Annotated in this window: 17 protein-coding genes; 9 read left to right on the forward strand and 8 right to left on the reverse strand. The window is 61.3% G+C overall.

Going from position 1 to position 23379, the window contains the following annotated elements; translation table 11 throughout:
- Window positions 1-41 precede the first annotated feature (41 nt).
- Both ruvB and queA read left to right on the forward strand, forming a co-directional pair.
- Window positions 42-1103 carry a Holliday junction branch migration DNA helicase RuvB gene (ruvB, locus tag ACWIVK_RS01005; protein ID WP_448574669.1) on the forward strand — a complete coding sequence of 354 codons (1062 nt, stop codon included), beginning with the start codon at window positions 42-44 and terminating at the stop codon, window positions 1101-1103.
- The gene (gene queA / locus ACWIVK_RS01010; RefSeq protein WP_448574670.1) at window positions 1096-2157 is read left to right on the forward strand and encodes a tRNA preQ1(34) S-adenosylmethionine ribosyltransferase-isomerase QueA; all 1062 of its coding nucleotides are present in this window, start codon (window positions 1096-1098) and stop codon (window positions 2155-2157) included. The genes ruvB and queA overlap by 8 nt, the downstream gene beginning before the upstream one ends.
- On the opposite strand, the gene ACWIVK_RS01015 is transcribed toward queA, so the two are convergent.
- Window positions 2147-3334 carry an aminotransferase class V-fold PLP-dependent enzyme gene (locus ACWIVK_RS01015; protein WP_448574671.1) on the reverse strand — a complete coding sequence of 396 codons (1188 nt, stop codon included), beginning with the start codon at window positions 3332-3334 and terminating at the stop codon, window positions 2147-2149. The genes queA and ACWIVK_RS01015 overlap by 11 nt on opposite strands.
- A 92-nt stretch (window positions 3335-3426) precedes the next feature.
- Window positions 3427-4023, reverse strand: coding sequence for a hypothetical protein (locus tag ACWIVK_RS01020; RefSeq protein WP_448574672.1), 597 nt, complete (start codon window positions 4021-4023; stop codon window positions 3427-3429).
- 590 nt (window positions 4024-4613) lie between these two features.
- Between ACWIVK_RS01020 and dnaN the strand changes: the two genes are divergently transcribed.
- Window positions 4614-5756, forward strand: coding sequence for a DNA polymerase III subunit beta (gene dnaN / locus ACWIVK_RS01025; RefSeq protein WP_448574673.1), 1143 nt, complete (start codon window positions 4614-4616; stop codon window positions 5754-5756).
- Between the two features lie 73 nt (window positions 5757-5829).
- Window positions 5830-7020 (forward strand): DNA replication/repair protein RecF, encoded by a 1191-nt coding sequence (gene recF / locus ACWIVK_RS01030; RefSeq protein WP_448574674.1) that lies wholly within the window; start codon window positions 5830-5832, stop codon window positions 7018-7020.
- A 16-nt stretch (window positions 7021-7036) separates the two neighbouring features.
- On the opposite strand, the gene ACWIVK_RS01035 is transcribed toward recF, so the two are convergent.
- Both ACWIVK_RS01035 and acs read right to left on the reverse strand, forming a co-directional pair.
- Window positions 7037-8215, reverse strand: a complete 1179-nt coding sequence (locus tag ACWIVK_RS01035; protein ID WP_448574675.1) for an acetyl-CoA C-acetyltransferase — start codon at window positions 8213-8215, stop codon at window positions 7037-7039.
- A 77-nt stretch (window positions 8216-8292) separates the two neighbouring features.
- Window positions 8293-10281: an acetate--CoA ligase gene (gene acs / locus ACWIVK_RS01040; RefSeq protein ID WP_448574676.1), complete on the reverse strand. Its 1989-nt coding sequence runs from the start codon at window positions 10279-10281 to the stop codon at window positions 8293-8295.
- A 584-nt stretch (window positions 10282-10865) separates the two neighbouring features.
- Here acs and coxB point away from each other — a divergent pair.
- The 5 genes from coxB to ACWIVK_RS01065 all read left to right on the forward strand — a co-directional run bounded on the left by coxB (window position 10866) and on the right by ACWIVK_RS01065 (window position 17224).
- Window positions 10866-11918, forward strand: coding sequence for a cytochrome c oxidase subunit II (gene coxB, locus ACWIVK_RS01045; RefSeq protein ID WP_448574704.1), 1053 nt, complete (start codon window positions 10866-10868; stop codon window positions 11916-11918).
- A gap of 120 nt (window positions 11919-12038) precedes the next feature.
- Window positions 12039-13958, forward strand: coding sequence for a cytochrome c oxidase subunit I (gene ctaD / locus ACWIVK_RS01050; protein ID WP_448574677.1), 1920 nt, complete (start codon window positions 12039-12041; stop codon window positions 13956-13958).
- A gap of 78 nt (window positions 13959-14036) precedes the next feature.
- Entirely contained in the window at window positions 14037-14642 is a 606-nt protein-coding gene (locus ACWIVK_RS01055) for a cytochrome c oxidase subunit 3 (RefSeq protein WP_448574678.1), read from the forward strand.
- 55 nt (window positions 14643-14697) lie between these two features.
- A complete protein-coding gene (locus ACWIVK_RS01060) occupies window positions 14698-15015 on the forward strand; it encodes a cytochrome C oxidase subunit IV family protein (RefSeq protein ID WP_448574679.1) in 318 nt (105 codons plus the stop codon).
- Window positions 15016-15163: 148 nt separating this feature from the next.
- Window positions 15164-17224, forward strand: coding sequence for a sodium-translocating pyrophosphatase (locus tag ACWIVK_RS01065; protein ID WP_448574680.1), 2061 nt, complete (start codon window positions 15164-15166; stop codon window positions 17222-17224).
- 67 nt (window positions 17225-17291) lie between these two features.
- Here ACWIVK_RS01065 and ACWIVK_RS01070 read toward each other — a convergent pair whose 3' ends face one another.
- The 4 genes from ACWIVK_RS01070 to ACWIVK_RS01085 are packed head-to-tail and all read right to left on the reverse strand — an operon-like array spanning window position 17292 to window position 23211.
- On the reverse strand, window positions 17292-18227 hold the full coding sequence (locus tag ACWIVK_RS01070; RefSeq protein WP_448574681.1) for a ribokinase: 936 nt from the start codon (window positions 18225-18227) through the stop codon (window positions 17292-17294).
- Window positions 18187-20943, reverse strand: a complete 2757-nt coding sequence (locus tag ACWIVK_RS01075; RefSeq protein WP_448574682.1) for a DUF4129 domain-containing transglutaminase family protein — start codon at window positions 20941-20943, stop codon at window positions 18187-18189. Before ACWIVK_RS01075 ends, ACWIVK_RS01070 begins: the two co-directional genes overlap by 41 nt.
- Before the next feature lie 10 nt (window positions 20944-20953).
- Window positions 20954-22210, reverse strand: coding sequence for a DUF58 domain-containing protein (locus tag ACWIVK_RS01080; protein WP_448574683.1), 1257 nt, complete (start codon window positions 22208-22210; stop codon window positions 20954-20956).
- Window positions 22210-23211, reverse strand: a complete 1002-nt coding sequence (locus ACWIVK_RS01085; protein WP_448574684.1) for an AAA family ATPase — start codon at window positions 23209-23211, stop codon at window positions 22210-22212. Before ACWIVK_RS01085 ends, ACWIVK_RS01080 begins: the two co-directional genes overlap by 1 nt.
- Window positions 23212-23379 lie beyond the last annotated feature (168 nt).

The raw sequence follows: 23379 nt of genomic DNA on the forward strand, positions 1-23379 counted from the left end.
CGCCTGTTCTTGTCTCTGGTATCCTCATAGAGGGATGAGCGATGAACGAGCCACGCATCGTCGCACCACAGCCGACCTCCAGCGAGCACTATCTCGAGGAGACCTTGCGCCCGCGTCGTCTTGCCGAGTACATTGGGCAGGATCGCGTCAAGGAAAGCCTCGCCATCGCCATCAGAGCCGCCCAAGAGCGTGGTGAACCACTCGATCATCTTCTCTTTTATGGTCCTCCAGGACTCGGCAAAACGACGCTCGCCGGTATCATCGCCGCGGAGATGGGAGTCAACCTCCGTATCACCAGCGGTCCAGCCATCGAGCGTCCGGGCGATCTGGTCTCCATTCTGACCAATCTCCGTCCCGGAGATGTCCTCTTCATCGACGAAATCCATCGTCTCAACCGACTGGTCGAAGAAATCCTTTACCCGGCGATGGAAGACTTTGCGGTCGATCTGGTCATCGGCAAAGGTCCAGCAGCACGCAGTGTCCGTCTTGCGCTCCCGCGCTTTACATTGGTGGGGGCGACCACGCGACTCGCACTGCTCACCTCCCCACTGCGTGATCGCTTCGGCGCAACCTATCGACTGGACTTTTACGATACCTCAGCGCTGCAGGCTATCGTCGAGCGTGCCGCCCGCATCCTCCAGGTACCTATTACCTCTGATGGCGCGGAGGAGATCGCCCGGCGAGGTCGCGGTACACCCCGTATCGCGATTCGCCTCCTCAAGCGTGTGCGCGACTATGCCCAGGTCATTGGGGACGGCACGATCACCCGAGAACTCGCTCGCCTGGCCCTCGATCGGCTCGCCGTCGACGAACTCGGTCTCGATGACATCGACCGCCTCATCCTTCGGACTCTGGTTGAGAAATTCGATGGTGGTCCAGTCGGTATCCAGACATTAGCGGCTGCGACCAGTGAGGAACCGGATACGATCGAAAGCGTCTACGAGCCGTATCTCCTCCAGCTCGGGTTCCTTCAACGCACCCCGCGAGGACGGATCGCCACCCGTCGGGCCTACGAGCACCTCGGACTCACTTATCCAGAGAACCGGTTGCAGCTCGCAATACACTTCGAGCAGAGCACGTCCGAGAGATCCAGCGATGCCTGAGGAACTGGCACTCTCTCTTCATGAATACGATTACGAGCTTCCCGAGGAACTGATCGCGCAGGAGCCGATCGAGCCGCGCGATGCGGCCCGGCTGATGGTCGTTCGCCGAGCGACACACTCGATCGAGCATCGCATCTTTCGTGAACTTCCCTCCCTCCTCGATCCGGGAGATCTCTTGATCGTCAACGACTCGCGGGTGCTCCCAGCCCGCCTCTTGGGTCACCGCCTGACCGGAGGGAAAGTCGAGATCCTCTTAGTCCAACCGCTGGAAGGAACCACCGTTTGGCTCGCGCTCGCCCGCCCGGCTCGGAAACTGCGCCCAGGAGAGACGATCACGATCCACCCACGGGATCCACAGTTCGTTCAGCCAGCACCCCTGCGCATCCGCGAGCGCCGCTCGGGCGGCCAGGTCATCGTCGAGCTGGATCCTTGCATCGCCGAACGCTTGGACGCCTTTGGGCACGTGCCGCTCCCACCGTATATTCACCGTCCGCTGTCCGACCCGGCACGCTACCAAACGATCTATGCGACGCATCCCGGATCGGTTGCAGCACCGACTGCTGGGCTTCATTTCACGGAGCGACTGCTGGACGAGCTGCGCCAACGAGGAATCCGCATCGCGCCGCTTACCCTTCACATCGGAATCGGTACCTTCAAGCCGATCGAAGTTATCGACGTCCGCTTACACAAGATGCATGCGGAGTGGTACTCGGTGCCAGCGGAGACGGTTTCGCTGATTAGAGAAACTCGTGCTGCGAACCACCGGATCGTTGCCGTGGGCACGACAGCTGCCCGCACCCTCGAATCGATCGCCGATGCGCTGGCAGGTGACAGCGAGGGTCCCATCAGTGGGTGGACTGACCTCTACATCTATCCCGGTTATCACTGGCGCGTGGTCGACGCGCTCATTACTAATTTTCACTTGCCCCGCAGCACCCTCATCGTGCTCGTTGCGAGCTTCGCCGGTCGCGAACTGATTCTGGAGGCGTATCGAGAAGCCGTCCGACAACGCTATCGCTTCTACAGCTTCGGCGACGCGATGCTCATCCTCTGACCCCCGCAGTTCGCACGGCGAGCTGCTCGAGTGCGCTCGCCAACTTTTCGAGATCCTCGAACGAGGTGAAGTAGGCACAGGAGACGCGGACGCCGCTCGGTACCATTACACGTCGCTGGACGATCTGGAAGCGCTCCCAGAGAACGCGATTGAGCGTTTCACCGTCCCTCCCGCTCATCCCGAGCGTCACCATCCCGCTTCCATACGCCGGATCGAGCGCCGAGTACCAGCGAACCCCTGGAATCGCGGAAATCCGCTCGTGCAACCAGCGTACCAGCATGCGTTGATGGCGCTCGATCGCGTCCCAGCCGATCGCCTCCAGATAGTCGATCGCCGCCGTGAGCCCGATCCATGGAGCGGGGTTTCTCGTCCCGAACTCGAAGCGCCGCGCATCCGACCGGAAGCGCCACCCCTCCAACCAGGCGGTCGTCCGCTCGAAAGCTGGTTCGACCGCTCCATCCCCGACCAAGGGGGGTTCGAGCAGATCCAGCAGATCCCGTCGCACGAAAAGGAAACCGGTTCCTTTCGGTCCGTGCAGCCACTTGTGCCCATTGCCCGCCGCGAAATCGACCCCGAGCAGCCGGAGATCCACTCGGCATTGGCCGACCGATTGCGCGAGATCGAGCAACACGAGCGCCCCATACTCGCGCGCCATCGGCACCAGTCGTTCGACCGGTAGACGCACACCGGTTTCACAGGAGACATGGCTGAAGGCAACGAGCCGGGGGCGCAGTTCCTCCAATCGCTCAGCGAAGGAGGCAATCGTTTCTTCTGGCGTGCTGCAGATGGTGAACTGATGTACGGTAACCCCGTGTCGGCGGCTCACCGCGCTGAGAGGGAGCAGCAAGGCTGGATGTTCCTGATCACTGGTCAATATTCGATCACCCGCTGACCATCGTAGGCTCGCGAGGACGAGAGCCAGCCCATCTGTATTGTTGCCGGTGAAGGCGATCTCCTCCAAGCCAGCACCCACGAGTTCAGCTACTCGCTGTCGGGCAGCCGCGGCCGCCGACCACATCTCGTCCCACCGAGCATGACCGAACTGCTCGACACGCTGCAGCGCCTCGACGTACTGTTCGAGCACCGGTTCCGCCATCACACCCATCGTTCCGGTATTGAGATAGGTTACGTCACGCAAGACCGGGAGGCGAGCCCTCAGCTGCTCCAAATCCTTCATCGCTTCCCCTCACGAAACGAACGTTCCCCCTGGGACACGGATCGATCCCAGGGGGAAACGAAACATGGATCGCAGTCAGTAGCAAGCCCTCTTCAGGCTGCCTCGTGCACGCTCCGGCGTTGCCGCAGGCTCTCGATCAAGGCTGACGCTTCCTGCCGCCCCAGATCAGCCAAGCTCGTTCCGAACTGCTCCTGCGCCCGCGCTTCCAACTCTTCTTCGCTCATACCGAGCCGGCGCGCCATATCGCGCAGATACTCCAGTTGCCGTGGAGTCACTCGACCACCCTCCGCGCGCCGCCAACCGAGCCGCCGGCTATCGATGGGAGTATCCACGACACGCTGTTCAGCAGCACCGAACTCGAAGTCCGGGCAGAACTGTGTCCCGTAACCGAGCGCCGCCAATGCACGACCGAGGGCTTTCGTCTCCGCCTTTTCTAGGTAATCGGCAAAATCATCGGCCGACTCGCTTCCCCAACCAGTCGCCGAACCACCCCCTGGCACCCGAACACGCGCGCGGAAAACCGCCACTCCGTCCCGGTGCTCGACGAGTTCCGTCTCGATCTCCCCGTCGGGATGTTCCGTGCGGAACCAGAGCAGGCGCCACTTCACCTCCAAGTAATCGTGACCATTGACCTTGGTGAGGTACTTCGAGGGCTCGAAAGTGGATCGCTCCTTCAATTCGTTCGCCATGTCGCTCGTTCCTCTCCGATACACGAACATCTGTACTGATCTTACCGCAGACGGATCGTGCCGTCAAGGTGAGCACTCGCCAGTCCGCCTCGCCTGGACCAATGCAGGTCGTCGGTCGGTGACTCGCTGGTCTCTCGGTGAGCCGAGAACCGGCGCTGATCCAATTGGCCGAGCACGTGGACGACTCTTCCCGCCCCAACGCTGTGATCATCGCCTGGAGACCTGACCTCGATCAACATTCATAAAGACGATGACTGATGCCATGTCGGCGCAGAGAATTCACTTTTCGTATCCTGTCTGCACCACTGGTGCCGATCTCGTGATCGCACTTCGCTTCCGCCGCGCCTCGCCGGGATCGCGTCTCCGTTTGACGCGGATGCAGAAATGGCTTCACCGCCCACGCGTCACGCCCGACGCTTGCCCGCCGAGGAGTATCGAAACCCTCGCAAGGGAGACCCGATTCGGGAGGCACTGGAAAAACGACTGCTCGATTCCTCGGGTTACCCCATCGCGATCTCCTCATACCCGATCGAGGAAGGGCCTGTATAATTCCGGCAGGTGGGTGTACGAACAGCGGGGAGGAGCAGTCCGTGCAGCTCAGGTGTCCACAGAGCGAACTCGAGCGAGCCCTGCATCAAGTGTCGCGTGCCGTCGCACGGCGCTCGACCCTGCCAGTGTTGAGTAATGTCCTCCTCGCCGCCGACGAAGGGAATCTCCGCATCACCGCGACCAATCTCGAGATCGCCCTGAGCGTCAGTTTCCCAGCAGAGGTCACTGATCCCGGCCAACTCAGTGTGCGAGCCGATGTCTTTACCGAATTTATTGGAAGTCTTCCCAAGCAGGACGTGATCCTGTCCAACACGACGGGCAGCAACGATCTCCGCGTCACATGCGGAACCTCCAAGGCACGCATCCCTGGCATCCCAGCCGAAGACTTCCCCAGTCTGCCGCGCATCGGTGACCAGCCGCCGACCGCGACCGTGCCGGTCGAGGGTCTCCGAGAAGCGATCAGCCAGGTCGTTTTCGCAGCGGCCACCGATGACAGTCGGCCAGTCCTCGCCGGTGTGCTGCTCGAGTTTCGCGGCACGGAGTTGACATTAGCCGCCGCTGACGGTTTCCGGCTGTCTGTTCGCTCGCTGGCCCTGCAACAGCCCGCTGCGACGGACTTGGCCATCATCGTGCCCGCGAGAGCTCTCGGTGAACTCGCTCGGGTCCTCAGCGATGGTGAGGAAATGGTCCACCTCCTCGTTACACCCAACCGCAGCCAGCTCCTAGCGCGCAGTGGTCGACTCGAGTTCCTTTCCCGACTCATCGACGGAACCTTTCCCGAGTTCCGTCAGATCATCCCGAAGCAATGGCGCACCCGGGTGACGGTCGACCGGGAATCGTTCCTCGCAGCTGCCCGTCGAGCCAAAATCTTCGCGCAATCCAACAACGAGGTAGTCAAGTTGCACATCGCACCGGGTGATTCCGAACTCGACCCCGGCTCGTTGACCGTTTCCGCTCAGGCTGCCGATGCCGGCGATACCGAGGACATCCTTCCAGCGCGGGTCGACGGTCCGGAGGCGACCATCGCCTTCAACGGGCGCTACCTGACGGACGTCTTGTCCGTCACCAAGGCCACCGAGATCGCGCTCGAGATGACGACACCCAACGCTGCGGGCGTCTTCCGGTTGGTCGGCGACGAGTCGTTCGTCCATGTCGTGATGCCGATGGTCATCGGTGCTGCATGACCACGTTGAGTGCAGCGACACGATCCCGCCCGCCATTGCAGACCCGCCTGTTCTGACACAGGCGAGGAACTCCATGCTGGTCAGGACCTTGGAACTCGAAGAGTTCCGCTGCTTTCGCCACCTCCATCTCGTTCTCCCGGATCGCGGACTACGCCTCGTCGGCGCGAACGGCTCCGGTAAGACGAGCCTCATCGAGGCGCTCTCCATGCTCGCCACGACCAAGTCGTTCCGCGCCTCGCTCGAGCGTCATCTCGTTCACCGATCGAGCGGCAGCGAACTCGGCATTCCCCCCTATGCTCGCCTCGCAGCCGAACTCTTCACGGAAGCCGGACGGAACACCGTGGAAATCGTACTGATGGTCGACCCCGCCAGCGGCATCGTCAGAAAGCTGTATCGCCGGGATGGACGCCCTCTCCGCGCCGTTGAGTTCGTCGGCACGCTGCGAGTCGTTCTTTTCTCGCCGGAAGATCTGGAACTGGTGACAGGAAGCCCACAGCAGCGACGACGGTATCTGGACACGATCCTCTCGACGATCGACCGAGGATATCTGCGTGCTCTCGCTCGTTACACGCGCATTCTCGAGCAGCGGAACAGTCTCTTGAAATCCCTAGCCGATTTAGATCGGCGCGCTGCTGACGAGCAGCTTGCGTATTGGGACGAACAGTTGGTCGTGTACGGAGCGTATATCCTCGTCGCGCGACTCCGCTTTCTCGCAGAGTGGGGACCACGACTCAGCGATCATTTCCAGGCGCTCGATGCTCGGGCACAGGTGTTGACGACGAGCTATCTTCCCTCGATCGATCTTTCGGAGAGCCTCCTCAGCGAACTGGCCAGTCGGGAAGTCGCCGACGCTCAGGTGATCGTGGGAGCACGATACCGCGAGACGCTGGAACGGCTTCGACCCGACGAGCTGCGGCGCGGCAGTACCCTCGTCGGGCCGCATCGCGACGATGTCGAGTTCCTGCTGGGTGGGGAGCCTCTCACCGCTTTCGGCTCACGCGGCGTGCAGCGATTAGCCGTGATCGCTGCCAAACTCGCCGAGATCGCCGTGATCCACCGTGTCACCGACGACTGGCCTGTCCTGCTTCTCGACGATGCACTGTCCGAACTCGATCAGAAGCATCGAGCGCATCTTTTGGCAACGCTCTCGGCACTACCAGCCCAGTTGATTCTCACGGCTGCCGATTCCGATGTTCTCGAGACTCCAGTCCTCTCGTCATTGCCCCTTTTCCGCTTGAAGGATGGTCTCCTGGAGCCGGTGTGAGCCGCTTCTCCGCAGCTCACCGACGTTCGACGATCATCGCGATTCCCATACCTCCACCGATACACAGCGCGGCAGCACCGTATCGCCCTCCGGTGCGTCGGAGCGCATGCACGAGCGTAACCAGGATGCGAGCACCACTCGCTCCGATCGGATGGCCTAGCGCGATCGCTCCGCCATGGATGTTGAGCCGCTGCGGATCCAGTCCCAGCTCCCTTTGCACAGCTAATACCTGCACGGCAAACGCCTCGTTGATCTCGTACAGGTCGAGATCCTCGATCGTCAGTTCCGCCCTCGCGAGCGCCTGGCGCAAGGCTGGAATCGGCCCGAGACCCATGACGCGCGGCGGCACACCAGCCCATGCCCAGGAACGAATGCGGGCCAGCGGCTCGAGTCCCAGAGCGCGCGCCCGTTCTTCGGCCATGACGACGAGTGCAGCAGCACCATCGTTGATACCCGAGGCATTGCCGGCCGTCACGGTCCCCCCAGGATCGAACGCTGGTCGCAGGCGACGGAGCCCTTCCAACGTCGTCTCGGGGCGCGGATGCTCGTCCCTCGTCACGAACTCCGGTGCTTGCCGACCGGACACTTCTACCGGGATGATCTCGTCAGCAAAGGCTCCAGTTTCCCAGGCGAGAGCAGCTCGCCGTTGGCTTTCCACAGCGTAGCGATCTTGTTCCTCACGGCCGATTCCATACTCCTGAGCGATATTCTCGGCGGTGATACCCATGTGACAGTCGTGAAAAGCATCGGTGAGGCCTTCCGCTAGCAAAGAGTCGACCAGTGTCCCATGCCCCAGTCGATAACCGAAGCGAGCACCGGTTAGAAGGTACGGCGCCTGTGACATGCTTTCCATACCACCCGCGACGACGATCTGGGCTTCGCCGAGCGCGATAGCCTGCGCCGCCATGACGACTGCCCGCAATCCCGAGCCGCACACCATATTGACAGTGACGGCGGGAACGCTGTCCGGCAATCCAGCAGTCATGCTCGCCCGCCGGGCCGGATTCATCCCTTGCCCAGCCTGGAGCACATTGCCCATGATGACATCGTCGACGGTTTCCGGTTCCAGGCCGACACGGCTCAGTGCGCCAGCGATCGCACTGGCTCCCAACTGCCAGGCCGGCAAATCTTTGAAAACACCCCCGAAGCGGCCGATCGGAGTGCGCACCGCTGCGACGATAACCGGAGTCGCCACGACACACCTCTCCAGTCATTCATGGGCGACGGCGGGACCTACCGTCCCGCCGTCGCAACGCATCCTCGTCGTCGTTGTCATTCTTGCTCGCCGTGCTCGGCGATCCAGGTGCGCTTGATTTCCTCCACCACGATCGGATCGGTCAGTGTCGTCGTATCGCCCAACATCCGCCCCTCGGCGATATCGCGGAGGAGTCGACGCATGATCTTGGCACTGCGCGTCTTGGGCAAGTCAGCGACGAAGATCACCCGCTCCGGGCGAGCGATCGGACCGATAACCTCCGCGACATGGCGCCGCAACTCCTCAGCGAGTGAGTCGCTGGGTGCATAGCCAGCCCGCAAACTCACGAAGGCCACCGGCACCTGCCCCTTGATCTCGTGCGACACACCGATCACCGCCGCTTCGGCGACCGCCGGATGCCCGACCAGCGCGCTCTCCAGTTCCATCGTCCCCAAGCGGTGGCCAGCCACGTTCAGAACGTCATCGACCCGCCCCAAGATCCAGTAGTAACCGTCCTCGTCTCGCTTGGCGCCGTCTCCCGTCACGTAGATCGACGGCCCGTACTTCGAGAAGTAGGTCTTGACGTAGCGATCCGGGTCGCCCCACAACGTGCGGGAGATCGAGGGCCAAGGCCGGCGAATGACGAGATAACCACCTTGACCAGTGGGAACTGGGTTGCCTGCCTCATCGAGAATGTCGGGCTCGATACCGGGGAACGGCAGCGTCGCCGAACCGGGCTTGGTCGTCGTGAGACCAGGAAGCGGCGTGATCAAGATCATCCCGGTTTCGGTTTGCCACCAGGTATCGACGATCGGGCAACGCCCACGACCGATATGCTCGTGATACCACATCCAGGCCTCAGGATTGATCGGCTCCCCGACCGTTCCCAGCAGCCGCAAGCTCGAGAGATCGTGCCGCGCGGGATATTCCGGTCCCCAACGCATGAACTGGCGGATCGCCGTGGGCGATGTGTACAGAATCGTCACGTGCCGCCGCTCCACGATGTCCCAGAAGCGATCTTTGTCCGGCCAATCCGGTGAGCCCTCGTACATGACTACCGTCGCACCATTGGCGAGCGGACCATACACGATGTAGCTGTGGCCAGTCACCCAGCCGATGTCGGCCGTGCACCAGTAGATATCGTCCGGTTTGAGATCGAACACCCACTTCGAGGTGATGTACACCCCCGTGAGATAACCGCCAGTGGTGTGAAGCTGTCCCTTCGGTTTTCCGGTGGTACCCGAGGTGTAGAGGATATACAGCGGATGCTCACTGTCCAACGATTCGGGAGGACAGTACTGCTCGCGAATCCCGACCAGCACCTCATGCCACCAGAGGTCGCGCCCCGCCTGCATGGTTACTGGGTGGCTCTCACCGATCCGTCGTACGACGAGGACCTTCTCCACGCTCGGGCACCGCTCGAGCGCTCGGTCTGCCGTCTCCTTGAGCGGGACGACTCGACCCCGCCGGTAACCGCCGTCAGCTGTGATCAGCAGTTTGGCCTGGCAGTCATTGATTCGGTCAGCCAGTGCGTCCGCGCTGAAACCACCGAACACGACCGAATGCGGTGCACCGATGCGGGCACAGGCCAGCATGGCGATCGGCAGCTCGGGGATCATCGGCAAGTAGATGGCGACTCGGTCTCCCTTTTGAATCCCCAGTTGCCTGAGCGCCAGCGCGACGCGATTCACTTCCCGATACAGGTCCTGGTAGGTCAGCACCCGCTCGTCACCTGGCTCACCTTCCCAAATGATCGCCGCTTTGGTACGCCGCCCTGCCCGCAGGTGCCGATCGACACAATTGACCGATGCGTTCAGCTTGCCGCCGATGAACCACTTGACCCAGGGGGGATTCCATTCCATGACCGTCTGCCATGGTTGATCCCACTCGAGCTCTCGAGCGATCGATGCCCAGAAGCCCTCCGGATCCCGACGTGCCCGCTCGTATACGCTCGGATCGTTGATGTTCGCCTGCGCCGCGAACTCCGGCGGAGGCGGAAAGCGCCGGGTTTCGACGAGCAACCCTTCGATCGCGCCGACTGCGCCCGTTCCGATTTCGTCTGGCATCAGCGCCCCCTTTCCACGGCTGTACTTGTCGATACGCGACGGAACTGACCAGCTCATCTTGTAGTGTAATCGGATAAGCCAGACGGGACAACTCTCGCGCGCTTTCACGCGCGGTGCGGACAAGTCTCTGCTCCCACGGAGTGCGCCTCCGACGAGTTCGGACCAAAGAACGCACAGAGACGGTAGCCAAACGCCCCATGGACCTTCTGCGGGAGCGAACCTTCCATCCTTCTCTCAAAAAGTGGACGGTTTCCACGCATGGGTGCTCTCAGCGTGAAATGATCGACCCTCGCATAGGTGCCTGAGCTGCACTGCCCGAGTCCTAGACCGAAAAACAGCGCTCCGACGCGCTCATTCTTTCCTCGCACCGTGCGCTTGCCACAGAGGACCCCGCGCAGCATACTCGTCGCAAAACGACATGCTTCGCAGGATGATCCCGAATCGTGACAGCTATCACGATCCACGGTAGAATGGTCGTCGAGAGTCGCCTGACGAGGCGGCCCATCGGAGCGAGGTGCTGCGGGGAAGGGGCGGAACGAGTGAAGCCGAAAGCTACACGACCCGCTACTCGGTCGATTCTCGTGATGCTACTGTTGGCGCTCATCACCGTTCTCATTAGCGGCTGCGGTGTCATCGGTGGCAAGATCGCTTCCACGTCGGATCCAGCAGGTGATCAAGCGCGCTTGATCTGGGATCTCTTCATCACGCCCGTCTGGTGGTTGGTCATCGTTGTCTTCGTCCTCGTCACTGGTTGGATTCTGATCAACATCGTCCGTTTTCGACGGAAGCCCGGTGACACGCGCATTCCACCGCAGGTGCACGGCAATCAACGCCTCGAGATCGCCTGGACGCTGATCCCGGCGATCATCCTGGCAATTATCGCTGTACCTTCTACTCGGCTGATCTTCGAATTGAACCGTGATCCTGGCCCCGGCAGCAACGCGCTCCGTGCCCAAGTGATCGGTCACCGATGGTGGTGGGAGTTCCGCTACCCCGAATACGGCATCGTGACCGCTGGTGACCTGCACCTCGTCGTCGATAGGCCTGTCGTTCTGACCCTCACGTCGCACGATGTCATTCATTCCTTCTGGCCACCTCGTCTCGCTGGGAAGGTCGACGCAGTACCCGGTCGAGCGAACACGATGGTCTTCACACCTGAAGAGACTGGAGTCTTTTACGGTCAATGTGCCGAACTTTGCGGTGCGCAACATGCGCACATGCAATTCCGCGTCGTCGTCCAGACACAGGAGGAGTTCGACGCGTGGGTCGCCAAGCATCGTCAGTCGCTTCCCGAGCCCGCACCCGGTACGCTGGCAGCGACCGGCAAGCAGTTCTACGAGGGGAAAGCGGGATGTGCCGGTTGTCACCAGGTCTCACCGACCTATGATCCGGCGACGCCGATCGACAAGACGCTCGCGGTTGGTCCCAATCTCGCCTTCATCGGGGAACGTCATGTCCTCGGCGCCTTCACCAATAACACGCCCGACGAGCTGCATCGCTGGATCGCACAGACTTGCGATGTCAAGCCCTATTCCATCATGTGCGAGAAGTGGTGGCGTATCCGGGCTGAGCAGAATACGCTCTTGACCAACGACGAGGTCAATGCCATCGTGGCATATCTTCTCTCGCTCAAATGAACTCGTCCCGAGCTTGGCAGCGGGAGGTGGCTATGGACAGCAGGTGTCGAGCAGCGTCGAGACGAAACGCGACAATGACCCGGACGCAGGCAGAGCGGAACCGCACGTGGGAGGGCACCGATGGCTGAAGCGGCGATCAGACTGGAACAGGCAGGCTACCGGCGCTCCGCGCTGGTGGAGTGGTTGACGACGGTCGACCACAAAAAGATCGGTATCCTGTACTACTGGACGTCGATCATCTATCTCCTTCTCGCTGGCTTTCTGGCGCTCTTGATGCGGATCCAGCTGGCCCAACCGAACATGAACTTTCTTGGGCCGAAAACGTACAATGAAGTTATGACCATGCACGGGACGATGATGATTTTCGCGGTCGCAATGCCATTGAACGCCGCCTTCTTCAATATCGCTGTGCCGCTCATGATCGGTGCTCGTGACGTCGCCTTCCCACGCTTGAATGCTTTCTCCTACTGGTCGTTCCTCTTCGGTTCGCTCCTCCTCTGGTCCAGCTTCCTCTTCGGACATGTGCCGGATGCTGGGTGGACTGGTTACGCGGTTCTGTCGAGCAGTAGTCTCTACTCCGCGGGTCCTGGACTCGATTTCTGGAACCTAAGCCTCCAAGTACTCGGGATTAGCTCGATCGCTGGTGCGCTCAACTTCTTCGTCACCATCGTCAACATGCGGGCGCCTGGTATGTCGCTCATGCGCATGCCGGTGTACGTCTGGATGGTTTTTATCACGGCGATTCTGATTCTTCTCGCCTTCCCGTCACTCACTGTCGGTCTCTTCATGATCATGTTCGATCGTTTCTTCGATACCAATTTCTTCAACCCTGTCCATGGTGGTGATCCCGTCATTTGGCAGCACTTGTTCTGGATCTTCGGTCATCCCGAGGTGTACATCCTGGTTCTGCCGCCGATGGGCATCATCTCCGAGATTTTGCCGACATTCTCCCGTAAGCCGCTCTTCGGCGCCCCCTTCGTGATCTTCGCTGGGATGGCGATCGCCTTCCTGAGTTTCTTCGTCTGGGCTCACCACATGTTCACTGTCGGCCTCGGCCCGGTACCTAACGCACTCTTCGCCGCGTCGACTATGCTGATCGGGATCCCGACCGGAGTGAAGGTGTTCAACTGGCTCGCCACCATGTGGGGCGGCTCGATCGATTTCAAGACACCGATGAAGTTCGCGACCGCCGCCGTCTGGCTCCTCATGGTCGGCGGGGTCACCGGCGTCATGCATGCGACCGTACCCCTCGATTATCAGCAGCATGACTCCTACTTCATCGTGGCACACTTCCACTACATCATCTTCGGCGTGATCGTGAACGCGCTACTGGCCGGAACCTACTACTGGTTCCCGAAGATGTATGGGCGCTTGCTCGATGAGCGGCTCGGCACGCTCCATTTCTGGTTGACCTTCATCGGCATGAATTTGACGTTCTTCCCCATGCATTTCGTCGGCCTGGATGGTATGCCGCGCCGGTACTTCACCTATTCGGCCGAGACCGGTTGGGGTACCTGGAACCTGGTGATCACCATCGGCGCCTTCATCCTCGGACTCGCCCAGGTTGTGCTGCTCGTCAACGTCTACAAGACCATGCGTCAACCCGCCACAGCCCCGGCCGACCCCTGGGACGGCCGTACGCTCGAGTGGACGATTCCTTCCCCACCTCCCGCGTACAACTTCGCCGTCATTCCCACCGTACGTGGGCGCGACACGTATTGGATCGAAAAGTACGGCGACGGACATCATACGCCGACGGTCAGCGACGTCACGCAACGGCGAGAAACGAAGCTCGACCAGCGGGACAATCCGGGTCACGGGCTCCCAGCTGGCGTGCATCTGCCCAAGCCGTCTTGGTGGCCGATGATCGTATCGGCCGGATTGACCGCGATGGCTGCCGGTATGATCATGCACGGCACAGAGACGCTCGGGCCGCTCGGATTCCCGATCGTCGGACTCGGGACGCTCATCGTCTTCTTCGGTCTACTCGGCTGGCATTTCGAGCCAGCGATCGAACACGAGGAGGCACACGTCTCGTGAGGAGGGCGGCCTGGGGCGGGTGAGAACCCGCCCCAGAGTCTCGGTTCGTGCGGGTCATTGAAGAGAAGGGATCGCGAGGTGGGGCACTCGGTCACGGCGCAGGCGCACCCGGCTGGTGAACACACGACGACCGGTATCTCGCATAACCGGTTGATGATGTGGACGTTCCTGGCTAGCGACTGCATGTTCTTTGTCTCGCTGATCTGGGTTTATTTTGCCTATCGCGGTCGCTACTTCGAGCCTCCCTATCCACGCGATGTTCTCGACATTCCGTATACCTCCGTCTCGGCTGCCGTCCTTCTCCTGTCTAGTTTCGCGATCGTCATGTCGCTCACCGCGCTCGAGCGAGGAGACATGCGCGGATTTCGCGGTTGGCTCCTCGGGACGATCTTGCTCGGTGCTCTCTTCCTCGGCGGCCAGTACTACGAATTCATCACGTTCTATCACGAGGGACTCACGCTGACTTCGAATCTCTTCGGTACGACGTTCTTCGTCCTGACTGGTTTCCACGGTACCCACGTGTTCATCGGTATCGTCTGGCTCCTCGTGCAGTGGCTGCTGTCGTTGTTCGGCAAACTGACGAGCGCTCATGTCGAACGGTTCTTCGTGACGACGCTCTACTGGCACTTCGTCGATATCGTCTGGATCGTCATTTTCATGCTGGTTTACCTCATGCCATACTGAAGTCGGTTCGGAGGACAACCGGCGGTGATCGCGGAAAATGTGAGGAGGGAAGCAGATGGCTGAACCACCGGTCACGCACGCGCAGCCCGGACCCGCGACGTGGATCCGTGTCCTCGTTCTCCTGACGATCGCCACTGTGCTCGAGGTGCTGACCTATGTTTTCGAGTCCACACTCGGCGTCTTGACTGCACCGATCCTGATTTTCTTTGCGATCGTCAAATTCGTGCTGGTCGTCGCCTACTACATGCACCTCAAGTACGACGCACGACTTCTGACCGGCATTTTCGCTTGGGGGATGCTCATCGCGATCAGCATTTTCACCGCCATGGCTGCCATCTACCATATCTATGGCCAGCCTCTCTTGACGCCATAGCGCTCTCGTCCACAACGGACGTCTTGCCAGTCTCCGGCCATGATGGCACCATCGGGCCGGAGTATCGTGTGCGGTCGTTTATCCGCGCAGCACATTGGGTTGACGAAGAGCTGGTGTTCCGACCGAACGAGGGAGGGGTAACAGGACCATGGAAAACACTGCGTTGTATCTGGCGTTAGGCGCGGCAGCTCTCGCGCTCCTCTACGGGGCCATCTTGATCCGGTGGGTCTTGGCCCAACCGCGTGGCGATGAACGCATGCAGGCGATCGCCCAGGCGATCCAGGAGGGCGCCGAAGCGTACATGCGCCGTCAATACACGCTCGTGGCTATCGTCGCGGTGATCGTCGCCCTCATTCTCGGCTTTGCGGTGGACTGGACGACCGCCGTCGGTTTCCTCGTCGGCGCGATCGCATCTGGACTCGCCGGTTTCATCGGCATGTCCATCGCCGTACGAGCGAACGTGCGTACGGCTGAAGCTGCCAAACGCGGGCTCGAGCGAGCCCTCGCGGTCGCCTTCCGGGGTGGCGCTGTGACCGGCCTCCTCGTCGCCGGTCTCGGTCTTTTGAGTGTGACGCTGTTCTATCTCATCACGCGGAACGTGACCGCGCTGGTCGGTCTCGGCTTCGGTGGAAGCCTCATCTCTGTCTTCGCGCGTATCGGTGGCGGTATCTACACCAAGGCAGCAGATGTCGGTGCCGACCTCGTCGGCAAAGTGGAAGCTGGTATCCCGGAAGACGACCCGCGCAATCCTGCCGTCATCGCCGACAACGTCGGAGACAACGTCGGTGACTGCGCCGGTATGGCAGCCGACCTCTTCGAGACGTACGCAGTCACCGCCATCGCTGCGATGCTCCTCGGCCACCTCGTTTTCGGTACCGAAGTGGCGGTGGTCTACCCACTCGCGCTCGGTGCTGTTTCCATCCTCACTTCCATCATCGGCACCTTTTTCGTACGCCTCGATGCGAGTCGCTCGATCATGCGTGCCCTCTATAAGGGGGTCATCGCGGCAATGCTCTTGGCAGCGATCCTCTTCTTGCCGGTCACGAGCTGGCTGATGGGTGATAACCCTGTCGTCACCAGCGGGCCCGTCTCTCTCTTCGGTTTGACGTTCGATCTCTCCGCGACGGCCAAGCTCTGGCTCAGTGCTCTGGTCGGCTTGGTGGTGACCATCGGCATGGTCGTTTTCACAGAATTCTTCACGTCGGAAAAGTACAGTCCGGTCAAGCGGATCGCCGCAGCCTCGGAAACCGGACACGCGACCAACATCATCAGTGGTCTGGCAGTCTCGATGCAAGCGACCTTCCCACCCATCGTCCTCATCGCTTTGGCGATTTATGTCGCTTACAATCTGACGCATTCTGCGTCGTCACCGTACAGCGGTCTGTACGGGCTGGCGGTTGCGGCCATGGCCATGCTCTCCATGACCGGCATGATCGTCGCTGTCGATTCCTTCGGGCCCATTACCGATAACGCCGGTGGCATTGCCGAAATGGCCGAACTCCCGGACGAAGTCCGGTCGGTCACCGACCCCCTCGATGCGGTCGGCAATACCACGAAGGCAGTCACCAAGGCATATGCGATCGGTTCAGCTGGTCTTGCGGCGCTCGTCCTCTTCGCCTCGTACTACTTGGAGCTCTCGGAGCAACTCGTCTTCGAGTTGTCCAATCCGCGCGTCGTCATCGGCATATTCATCGGCGCTGCGCTTCCCTACTTCTTCGCGAGCTTTCTCATGGAAGCAGTGGGGAAAGCCGGCGGGGCGGTCGTGCAAGAAGTGCGACGGCAGTTCCGCGAGATCCCTGGCTTGCTGGAAGGGAAAGCCCGTCCGGAATACGGTCGTGCCGTCGATATCGTGACCCGCGAAGCACTGCGCCAGATGCTGGTGCCCGTTCTCATCACGATCCTCGCTCCTATCGTCGTGGCAGTCCTCCTCGGCAAGGAGGCACTCGGCGGATTGCTCATCGGCTCCATCGTGACTGGACTCTTCGTTGCCATCTCTATGACGACCGGGGGCGCTGCCTGGGACAACGCGAAGAAGTTCATCGAATCCGGTGCCCACGGTGGGAAGGGAAGCTTCGCGCACCAGGCGGCCGTGACCGGCGACACGGTCGGTGATCCGTACAAGGACACCGCCGGCCCTGCCATCAACCCGATGATCAAGGTCGTCAATATCGTCGCGCTCTTGATCGTGAAGGCGCTCGGCTGGGGTTGATGCTCTTCACTCCTGGATGTTCTCGCGCGATCGCCCGGGCACGAAGCGCCGGGCGATCGCGCGTGCGTTACCACCGCTCGACGAGAAGTGGTCGCTCGGCCAGCGCACGCTCGATTTCCCACCTCTTAGGAAGCGACGGCTGCGCCCCGAACCGTTGGACAGCGAGCGAGCCCGCCCATACCGCTCGCTGGAGGATCGACGGCCACTCCAGCCCTTCTAGGAGTCCAGCGGCCACTGCAGCCACGAACGCGTCACCAGCGGCAGTCGTATCCACGACCGTCACGGCAGGCGCGGCACAACGCCAGCGCGCCCCCTGCGCGACAGCGATCGCTCCCTCGGCACCGAGTGTGACGAACACTGCTGAAACGCGGGAAGCGAGGATCTCAACGACGCGATCCAGTGGGTCCGAACTCGCCAGCCCAGTCACTTGATAGGCCTCGAGCCGATTCACCACCAGCACGTCACAGTTCGCGAGCAGATGCCCAGCCTCGTTCGTCCACGGTGTGGCGTTGAGGAGACACCAGGCGCCAGCTGCTCGCCCAAACTCCAAAGCTGGGCCCACCGCCTCGAGCGGGATTTCCAATTGCACACAGACGACATCCCCACGCCCGATTCGCAGAACCCCAAACTGCTCGCGCACCCAGCCGGCGTCCAAGGCACCGTTGGATCCAGGAACGATGACGATACGATTTTCTCCGTGAACGTCGATCTCGATCAGCGCCAGACCACCCAAACCCGGAACGCGTCGCACCGCGCCGACATCGACCTGGTCGGCTACCAATTCCGCTCGTCTTGCTTCGCTGAACGGGTCGTCGCCGAGCGCGGCGACCAAGGCGACCGGAATTCCCCAGCGAGCAACTCCGACCGCCTGGTTCGCTCCCTTTCCGCCACCCATTATCTGTGCGTCGCAGGCTGCGATAGTCTCTCCAGCCACAGCGAACCGCGGAACGCGCACCACCAGGTCAGTATTGACGCTCCCAACGACCACGCATCGTCCAGGCATCGCCCTCGTCCATTCCCACCGGTTTCTGCCACCGAACGATCGCGCGGAGCAAGCGAGGCCGGATCGACTCCCGCCAACCGCGGGCAGCGACACGCAGCTCTTGCTCGCTTGCTGATCGCTGGCCATACTGCTCGCGCGCATAGAGGAACGCGATCGTCTCAGCAGCTCGTCGCGTACCGGGGAAGCGGCGACCGATTTCCCATGCGTACTCGAGCGGCGTCATGGACTCGCGCAGCGGCACACCAGCTACCCGTCCCAAGCGGCACAAGCGGAGATAGAGCCGTCCGGCAGGCGAAAGGCGCCAGCTTCCCCAGAACCACCAAAGCGCTACGGCAACTACCAACATTCCCAGTATCAGCAGACCTACTCTCAAGGCGATGCGACTCGCCGACAGCTGTGACTGGTTCGTCACCGCCGCGGTGCCGACCGCCCCAGCTCCCTCCGGTCGATCGAGCTCCGACAACCGAAGTCCGAATCGCTCATCGGTGGGCAAATTCGCGCCTAGAATCGGGTCTAGCGGAAGCCGGTCAGCTTGGTCGGCAACGGATCCGCGCAGCAGAGGCGGACGGGACGCAGTCGGCTCGAAGGCAATCCACCCGTACCCGGGGAAAAAGACCTCGACCCAGGCGTGCGCATTGCGGTCACGATAGACGATCCCACCCATTTCGCCGTTCGACTCACCCGGGTAATAACCGACCGCGATACGAGCCGGAATCCCCACAGCGCGGAGCAGGACGGCCATCGCCGAGGCATAAAAGGTGCAATACCCTTCCGGCCGCACGAAAAGCACGGTATCGACCGCGTCGATGCCACCCGGGGTCGGGGCAGCTTCGTTGTAGGCGATCCGTTGCCGAACGAACGTCTCGATCGTCGTTGCGACATCGTAGGCGTTCGACTTTCCTGCGGCCAGCGCGAGCGCGAGTTGGCGGGTGCGGTCCGTCACCGATTCGGGGAGCTGCGTGTAACGCCGGTAAAGATCACGCGGGTAGACTCCATACACGGTCGCCTCGACGTTTCCTGAATCGGCGATATCCCCGTTACCCCTGCCGGCAGTCCGAAGTTGCTCGGGTGTCGCCCGGCTGACCGTCGTGACGAGATCGTAGCTCAGGCCGCGGCTGACCCCTTCATTCGGGAACAACGCCTCCAGGTCCGCATAATCTGGAAGCCGTCCCCGATACGCGACCCGCACGATCCGAAACGAGTTGTCCGCACCCTCTTCCCACCAGAACGTCACCTCGATACCGCGCGCCGTTAGCTGATTCACCAAGGTATCGAGCTCTGGAAGAACGGGGGATCCCCTCATGAACGACCAATACCAGGAGCGATCCGCATACGGGTCAACCACAGGAGTCGCGGAGGCTTCCTCAGCAGACGGACGGAAGACAGTTGCACGCAGCAGCTGGGCGAGTGGACGCAACTCTCGAGGAATCTGGTCCTCTGGAGTCGACTCGAGTTCGAACGTCCGCCAATCGTTTCCGCTCGTCCATCCATAGAGTGCGCGGACAGGAACACTGACCGAAACCGGCATACCCGTGATGGGCAATGCTGCCCCTCGCGCTTCCAGAACTTCGATGTGATACGCCAGCATTTGCCTCTCGAGAGCGATCGACCGATCCTGTGGTAGTTCTTCCCCACTCGCGAACTCCAGCAGCGGAGCCGGTTCGAGGACTGACTGCTCAGCCGCCGATCTCGGCGGTGTGCTCGTTTCTCGATCGAGATCGAGCTCGGGTACAGCACTCGATCTCCAGCCTCGGCCAGTGTAGAGGTCATAGGTTCGTACCGTGAGGTACGGCGCTTCCAGGCCATTGACGAGCAATACTGGCTCATCGCTCAGGCGCAGTGGACCACCGATCTCGAAGCGATCCCCGAAACTGGCGAAACCACCCACTCCCCCCCGTGTCCCTCCGGGGCCACGCACCGAAGGGAACCAGTCCGCGAGCGTATCGCGAACCTCGTTCCACGGTCGATTGGTCGGCTGCAAAAGAGCGGATACCCGTGGGGAGTGAGTGCTCAAGGGAACGATCCATCCGACCAACAAAAGCGCGACGGACAACCAGCTGAGTACCCATAGTGCCTGCCACGTGATCCCGCTCGCGTGCGGGAACCCCCGCTCCCGCCATTGCCAGAGTCGCTGCATGAACGTCACGCGACCAACGATGAGAAGATCGAGCACGATCATGATCGCCACGAACAGCGGTGAAACCTGCCGAGAATAACCCGCATTGATGAGAATCACGATACTGGGAAGCAGAACGCTCACCCATGCGTGGTCATGCCGCACGAGTAGCCACGACGACAGATACCCAACGAGAAAATGTGTAACAGCGATGAGGAGCAAGAAGAGGTAATAATCGTCTCTCGGTTGACCATCCTGCACCGCCGCGAACCAACGTTCCCAACGCAACCAGAGAAAAGCGAGCTTGTCCCGCCACCCGCCGAGTTCATCGCTGAGCGAGTCTTGGAGAATCCAGAGCACGCTCAGCGTACCGAGCAAGCTCGCCACTGGATGTGCAGCGAAGTCGGGTAATCCGAGCGGCCGAGCCAGCAGATAGGCGAGGACCGATCCGACCATGATGGCCCGCACCGCTATGATGAGGCCATCGGACCAGTCGGCACGGTACGTCGAATATCCAGCCAGCAGATCGAGCACGACGAGCAAGACGAAGGGGAACCATCCGACACGCGGCGTCAGTCGGTTCCACCACCATGTCCGCATTCCGGGCTCCCTATCTGGAGATCATGAGCGTCCCGATCGGTAGTGCGAAGAGTCGCCGCAGGTCGTCTCCGTACTTCACGAGAACGAAAGGTATTCCGAGAGCAGTCAGCTCGCTCACCACCAAAAGCGAACTGGCCTCGCTGCCGAAGGTGCTCGGCTCGATCACGACGGCGAGACACCGCATCGAGCGTGTCGTCAACTCAGCCAGCGCCTTCACCCACGCTTCATCCGTCGATGGAGTCACCACGATCACGACCGCCTCGCGCCCGAAGCGAGTCTGCTCGGTGAGCAAAGCCTCCTGAACGGGGGCGCGTCCATCCGATCGGAAGAGAGCGAGTACCTCCAAGACCTTGACCAGATGACGCGCGCCACGATCAGCTGGTAAGACGACTCGGCTCCCGCCCGATGCGACCACGCCGACTGCGCGGTTCAGGTCGAGGAAGAAGCGCGCAAGCGACGCGGTGATGGTCACGGCATATTCCTCTGTCGAGTCGAGAATCGCTCCCACGACGCGCTCGCCGGTATCGCCCGCGCAGGCTACGTCATGAGCGACGACGTGGTGCCGCGCCTCCCCATCCAGCACGAGCCAGACGTCGGCGCTCGGATCGAGCTCGAATTCCTTGACCATCAACTGCCCGGTTCGCGCTGTCGCACTCCAGGCGATCCGATTGAAACTGTCACCCGGCTGGTATTGGCGTACTCCACTCACGTTGGGAGTGACGAATGGCGTTCGCTTCTGCAAGGCGCTTCCACCAGGGAGCTCACCAGCCGGAAGTCTCACCGTCGTGAGATCGACCAGCGCCGGATAGACGATGAGCTCGCGCGTTTCAGGTACCAGGAGTCGCCGCTCGAACAACCCGAACGGATCGCTCGCACGCAGAACCAAAGGGCCGAGTCGAAATCGCCCTCGCCGGGTACACCAGGTCTTGGCTCGCCAGCCGACCGTTGCGCCTGGTCCCAGACTCACCACCCGACTCAAGCGATGGCCAGGTAACGTCGAGTGATCGGTCACCTCGACCCAGAGCTTGGCGAGACGACTTCGATTTTCCAGTTCTACCTGCTCGATCAGAAGATCACCGACGTGCGCTCGATCGGTCAGCGTTCGCCGGGTGATCGAAAGGCCACTCAACGCAAAGCGGCTCCAGAAGAATGCCACCACCAAGAGTCCACCGAGGACAAAAAACAGTTTATCGAAGATCGTCCACCGGTTCAACTGCGAGAGGAGAAGGATAATACCTGCGAGAAGCGCAACGCGCATCCACGCCATCACGAACCACCGAAGGGAAGGCGCCGACGGGCAGTCTGCTCCGAGGAGCCCGAACTGGCCGGTCGCGCACCTGGTACCGGAACGGCCGTGACGATCTCGCGTACGATGGTGCGGGCATCGACATTCCGCATACGGGCAGCCGGATTCACGATGATCCGGTGCGCGAGCGTCGGCTCAGCGAGTTCTTTGATGTCGTCCGGGATGACGAAATCTCTCCCGTGCATCGCTGCCCACGCACGGGCTGCATTGTAGAGTGCCAGCGACCCCCGTGGCCCAGCACCGAGATACACGTCGTCGTGTCGGCGCGTCGCTTCCACCAGCGAGACGATGTACTCCTTTAACACCTCGTCAACATACACTCGGCGGACCAGTTCCTGCGCCACTCGCAGTTCTTCGAGCGTTGCCACTTGCCCCAGATGCTCGAGCGGATGCTCGAAATGCTGGCGACTGAGCATCTCGACCTCTCCGCGCCGGCTGGGATAACCGAGCGACAAGCGGATCAGAAAACGATCCAGCTGTGCCTCAGGCAGCGGAAACGTTCCCTCGTATTCGATCGGATTCTGGGTCGCCAGCACGACGAACGGTTCCGGAAGCGGGTGCGTCACACCATCGACCGTTACTTGACCCTCTTCCATCGCCTCGAGTAACGCTGACTGCGTTTTCGGGGTCGCCCGATTGATCTCGTCCGCTAACACGATATGGGCGACCACTGGGCCTGGTCGAAACTCGAATCGACCCGTCAACTGATTGAAGACGTTGACACCTGTGATGTCGGAAGGGAGAAGATCAGGAGTGAACTGAATCCGCTTGAACGTCGAACCGATGCTGCGCGCGATCGCCTTGGCGAGAACCGTCTTCCCAACTCCCGGTACATCTTCGAGCAACACGTGGCCGCGGCAGAGCAGGGCGACCAAGACCAGGCGGACCTCGCGACTCTTCCCGACGAGAACTCGCTCGACGTTGGCTGCGATACGTTCTGCCAAAACTTGTACTTCGGTCATCGTTCTTTCCGTCCCCGTCACGCGCCTTTGGTCACCCTCTCGACCATCATGTTCTCGGACCGATCCGCCAACTTTCCACCCGACCGACAGGAGCATGCGAATTATAGCAAGCAGCCGCCACCGCACCCTGATTCTGCTCTTCCCCGAGCGTACTCGTCCGGCCTGAGA

This window comes from Thermomicrobium sp. (genome assembly GCF_053493975.1).

Coding starts and splice junctions, on each gene's coding strand:
- recF (WP_448574674.1), top strand. CDS start 5,830: ATGCTGGTCAGGACCTTGGAACTCGAAGAGTTCCGCTGCTTTCGCCAC.
- ACWIVK_RS01060 (WP_448574679.1), top strand. CDS start 14,698: ATGGCTGAACCACCGGTCACGCACGCGCAGCCCGGACCCGCGACGTGG.
- ACWIVK_RS01020 (WP_448574672.1), bottom strand. CDS start 4,023: ATGGCGAACGAATTGAAGGAGCGATCCACTTTCGAGCCCTCGAAGTAC.
- ruvB (WP_448574669.1), top strand. CDS start 42: ATGAACGAGCCACGCATCGTCGCACCACAGCCGACCTCCAGCGAGCAC.
- ACWIVK_RS01075 (WP_448574682.1), bottom strand. CDS start 20,943: ATGCGGACATGGTGGTGGAACCGACTGACGCCGCGTGTCGGATGGTTC.
- acs (WP_448574676.1), bottom strand. CDS start 10,281: ATGCCAGACGAAATCGGAACGGGCGCAGTCGGCGCGATCGAAGGGTTG.
- queA (WP_448574670.1), top strand. CDS start 1,096: ATGCCTGAGGAACTGGCACTCTCTCTTCATGAATACGATTACGAGCTT.
- ACWIVK_RS01080 (WP_448574683.1), bottom strand. CDS start 22,210: ATGGCGTGGATGCGCGTTGCGCTTCTCGCAGGTATTATCCTTCTCCTC.
- ACWIVK_RS01070 (WP_448574681.1), bottom strand. CDS start 18,227: ATGCCTGGACGATGCGTGGTCGTTGGGAGCGTCAATACTGACCTGGTG.
- ctaD (WP_448574677.1), top strand. CDS start 12,039: ATGGCTGAAGCGGCGATCAGACTGGAACAGGCAGGCTACCGGCGCTCC.
- ACWIVK_RS01015 (WP_448574671.1), bottom strand. CDS start 3,334: ATGAAGGATTTGGAGCAGCTGAGGGCTCGCCTCCCGGTCTTGCGTGAC.
- ACWIVK_RS01085 (WP_448574684.1), bottom strand. CDS start 23,211: ATGACCGAAGTACAAGTTTTGGCAGAACGTATCGCAGCCAACGTCGAG.
- ACWIVK_RS01065 (WP_448574680.1), top strand. CDS start 15,164: ATGGAAAACACTGCGTTGTATCTGGCGTTAGGCGCGGCAGCTCTCGCG.
- coxB (WP_448574704.1), top strand. CDS start 10,866: ATGCTACTGTTGGCGCTCATCACCGTTCTCATTAGCGGCTGCGGTGTC.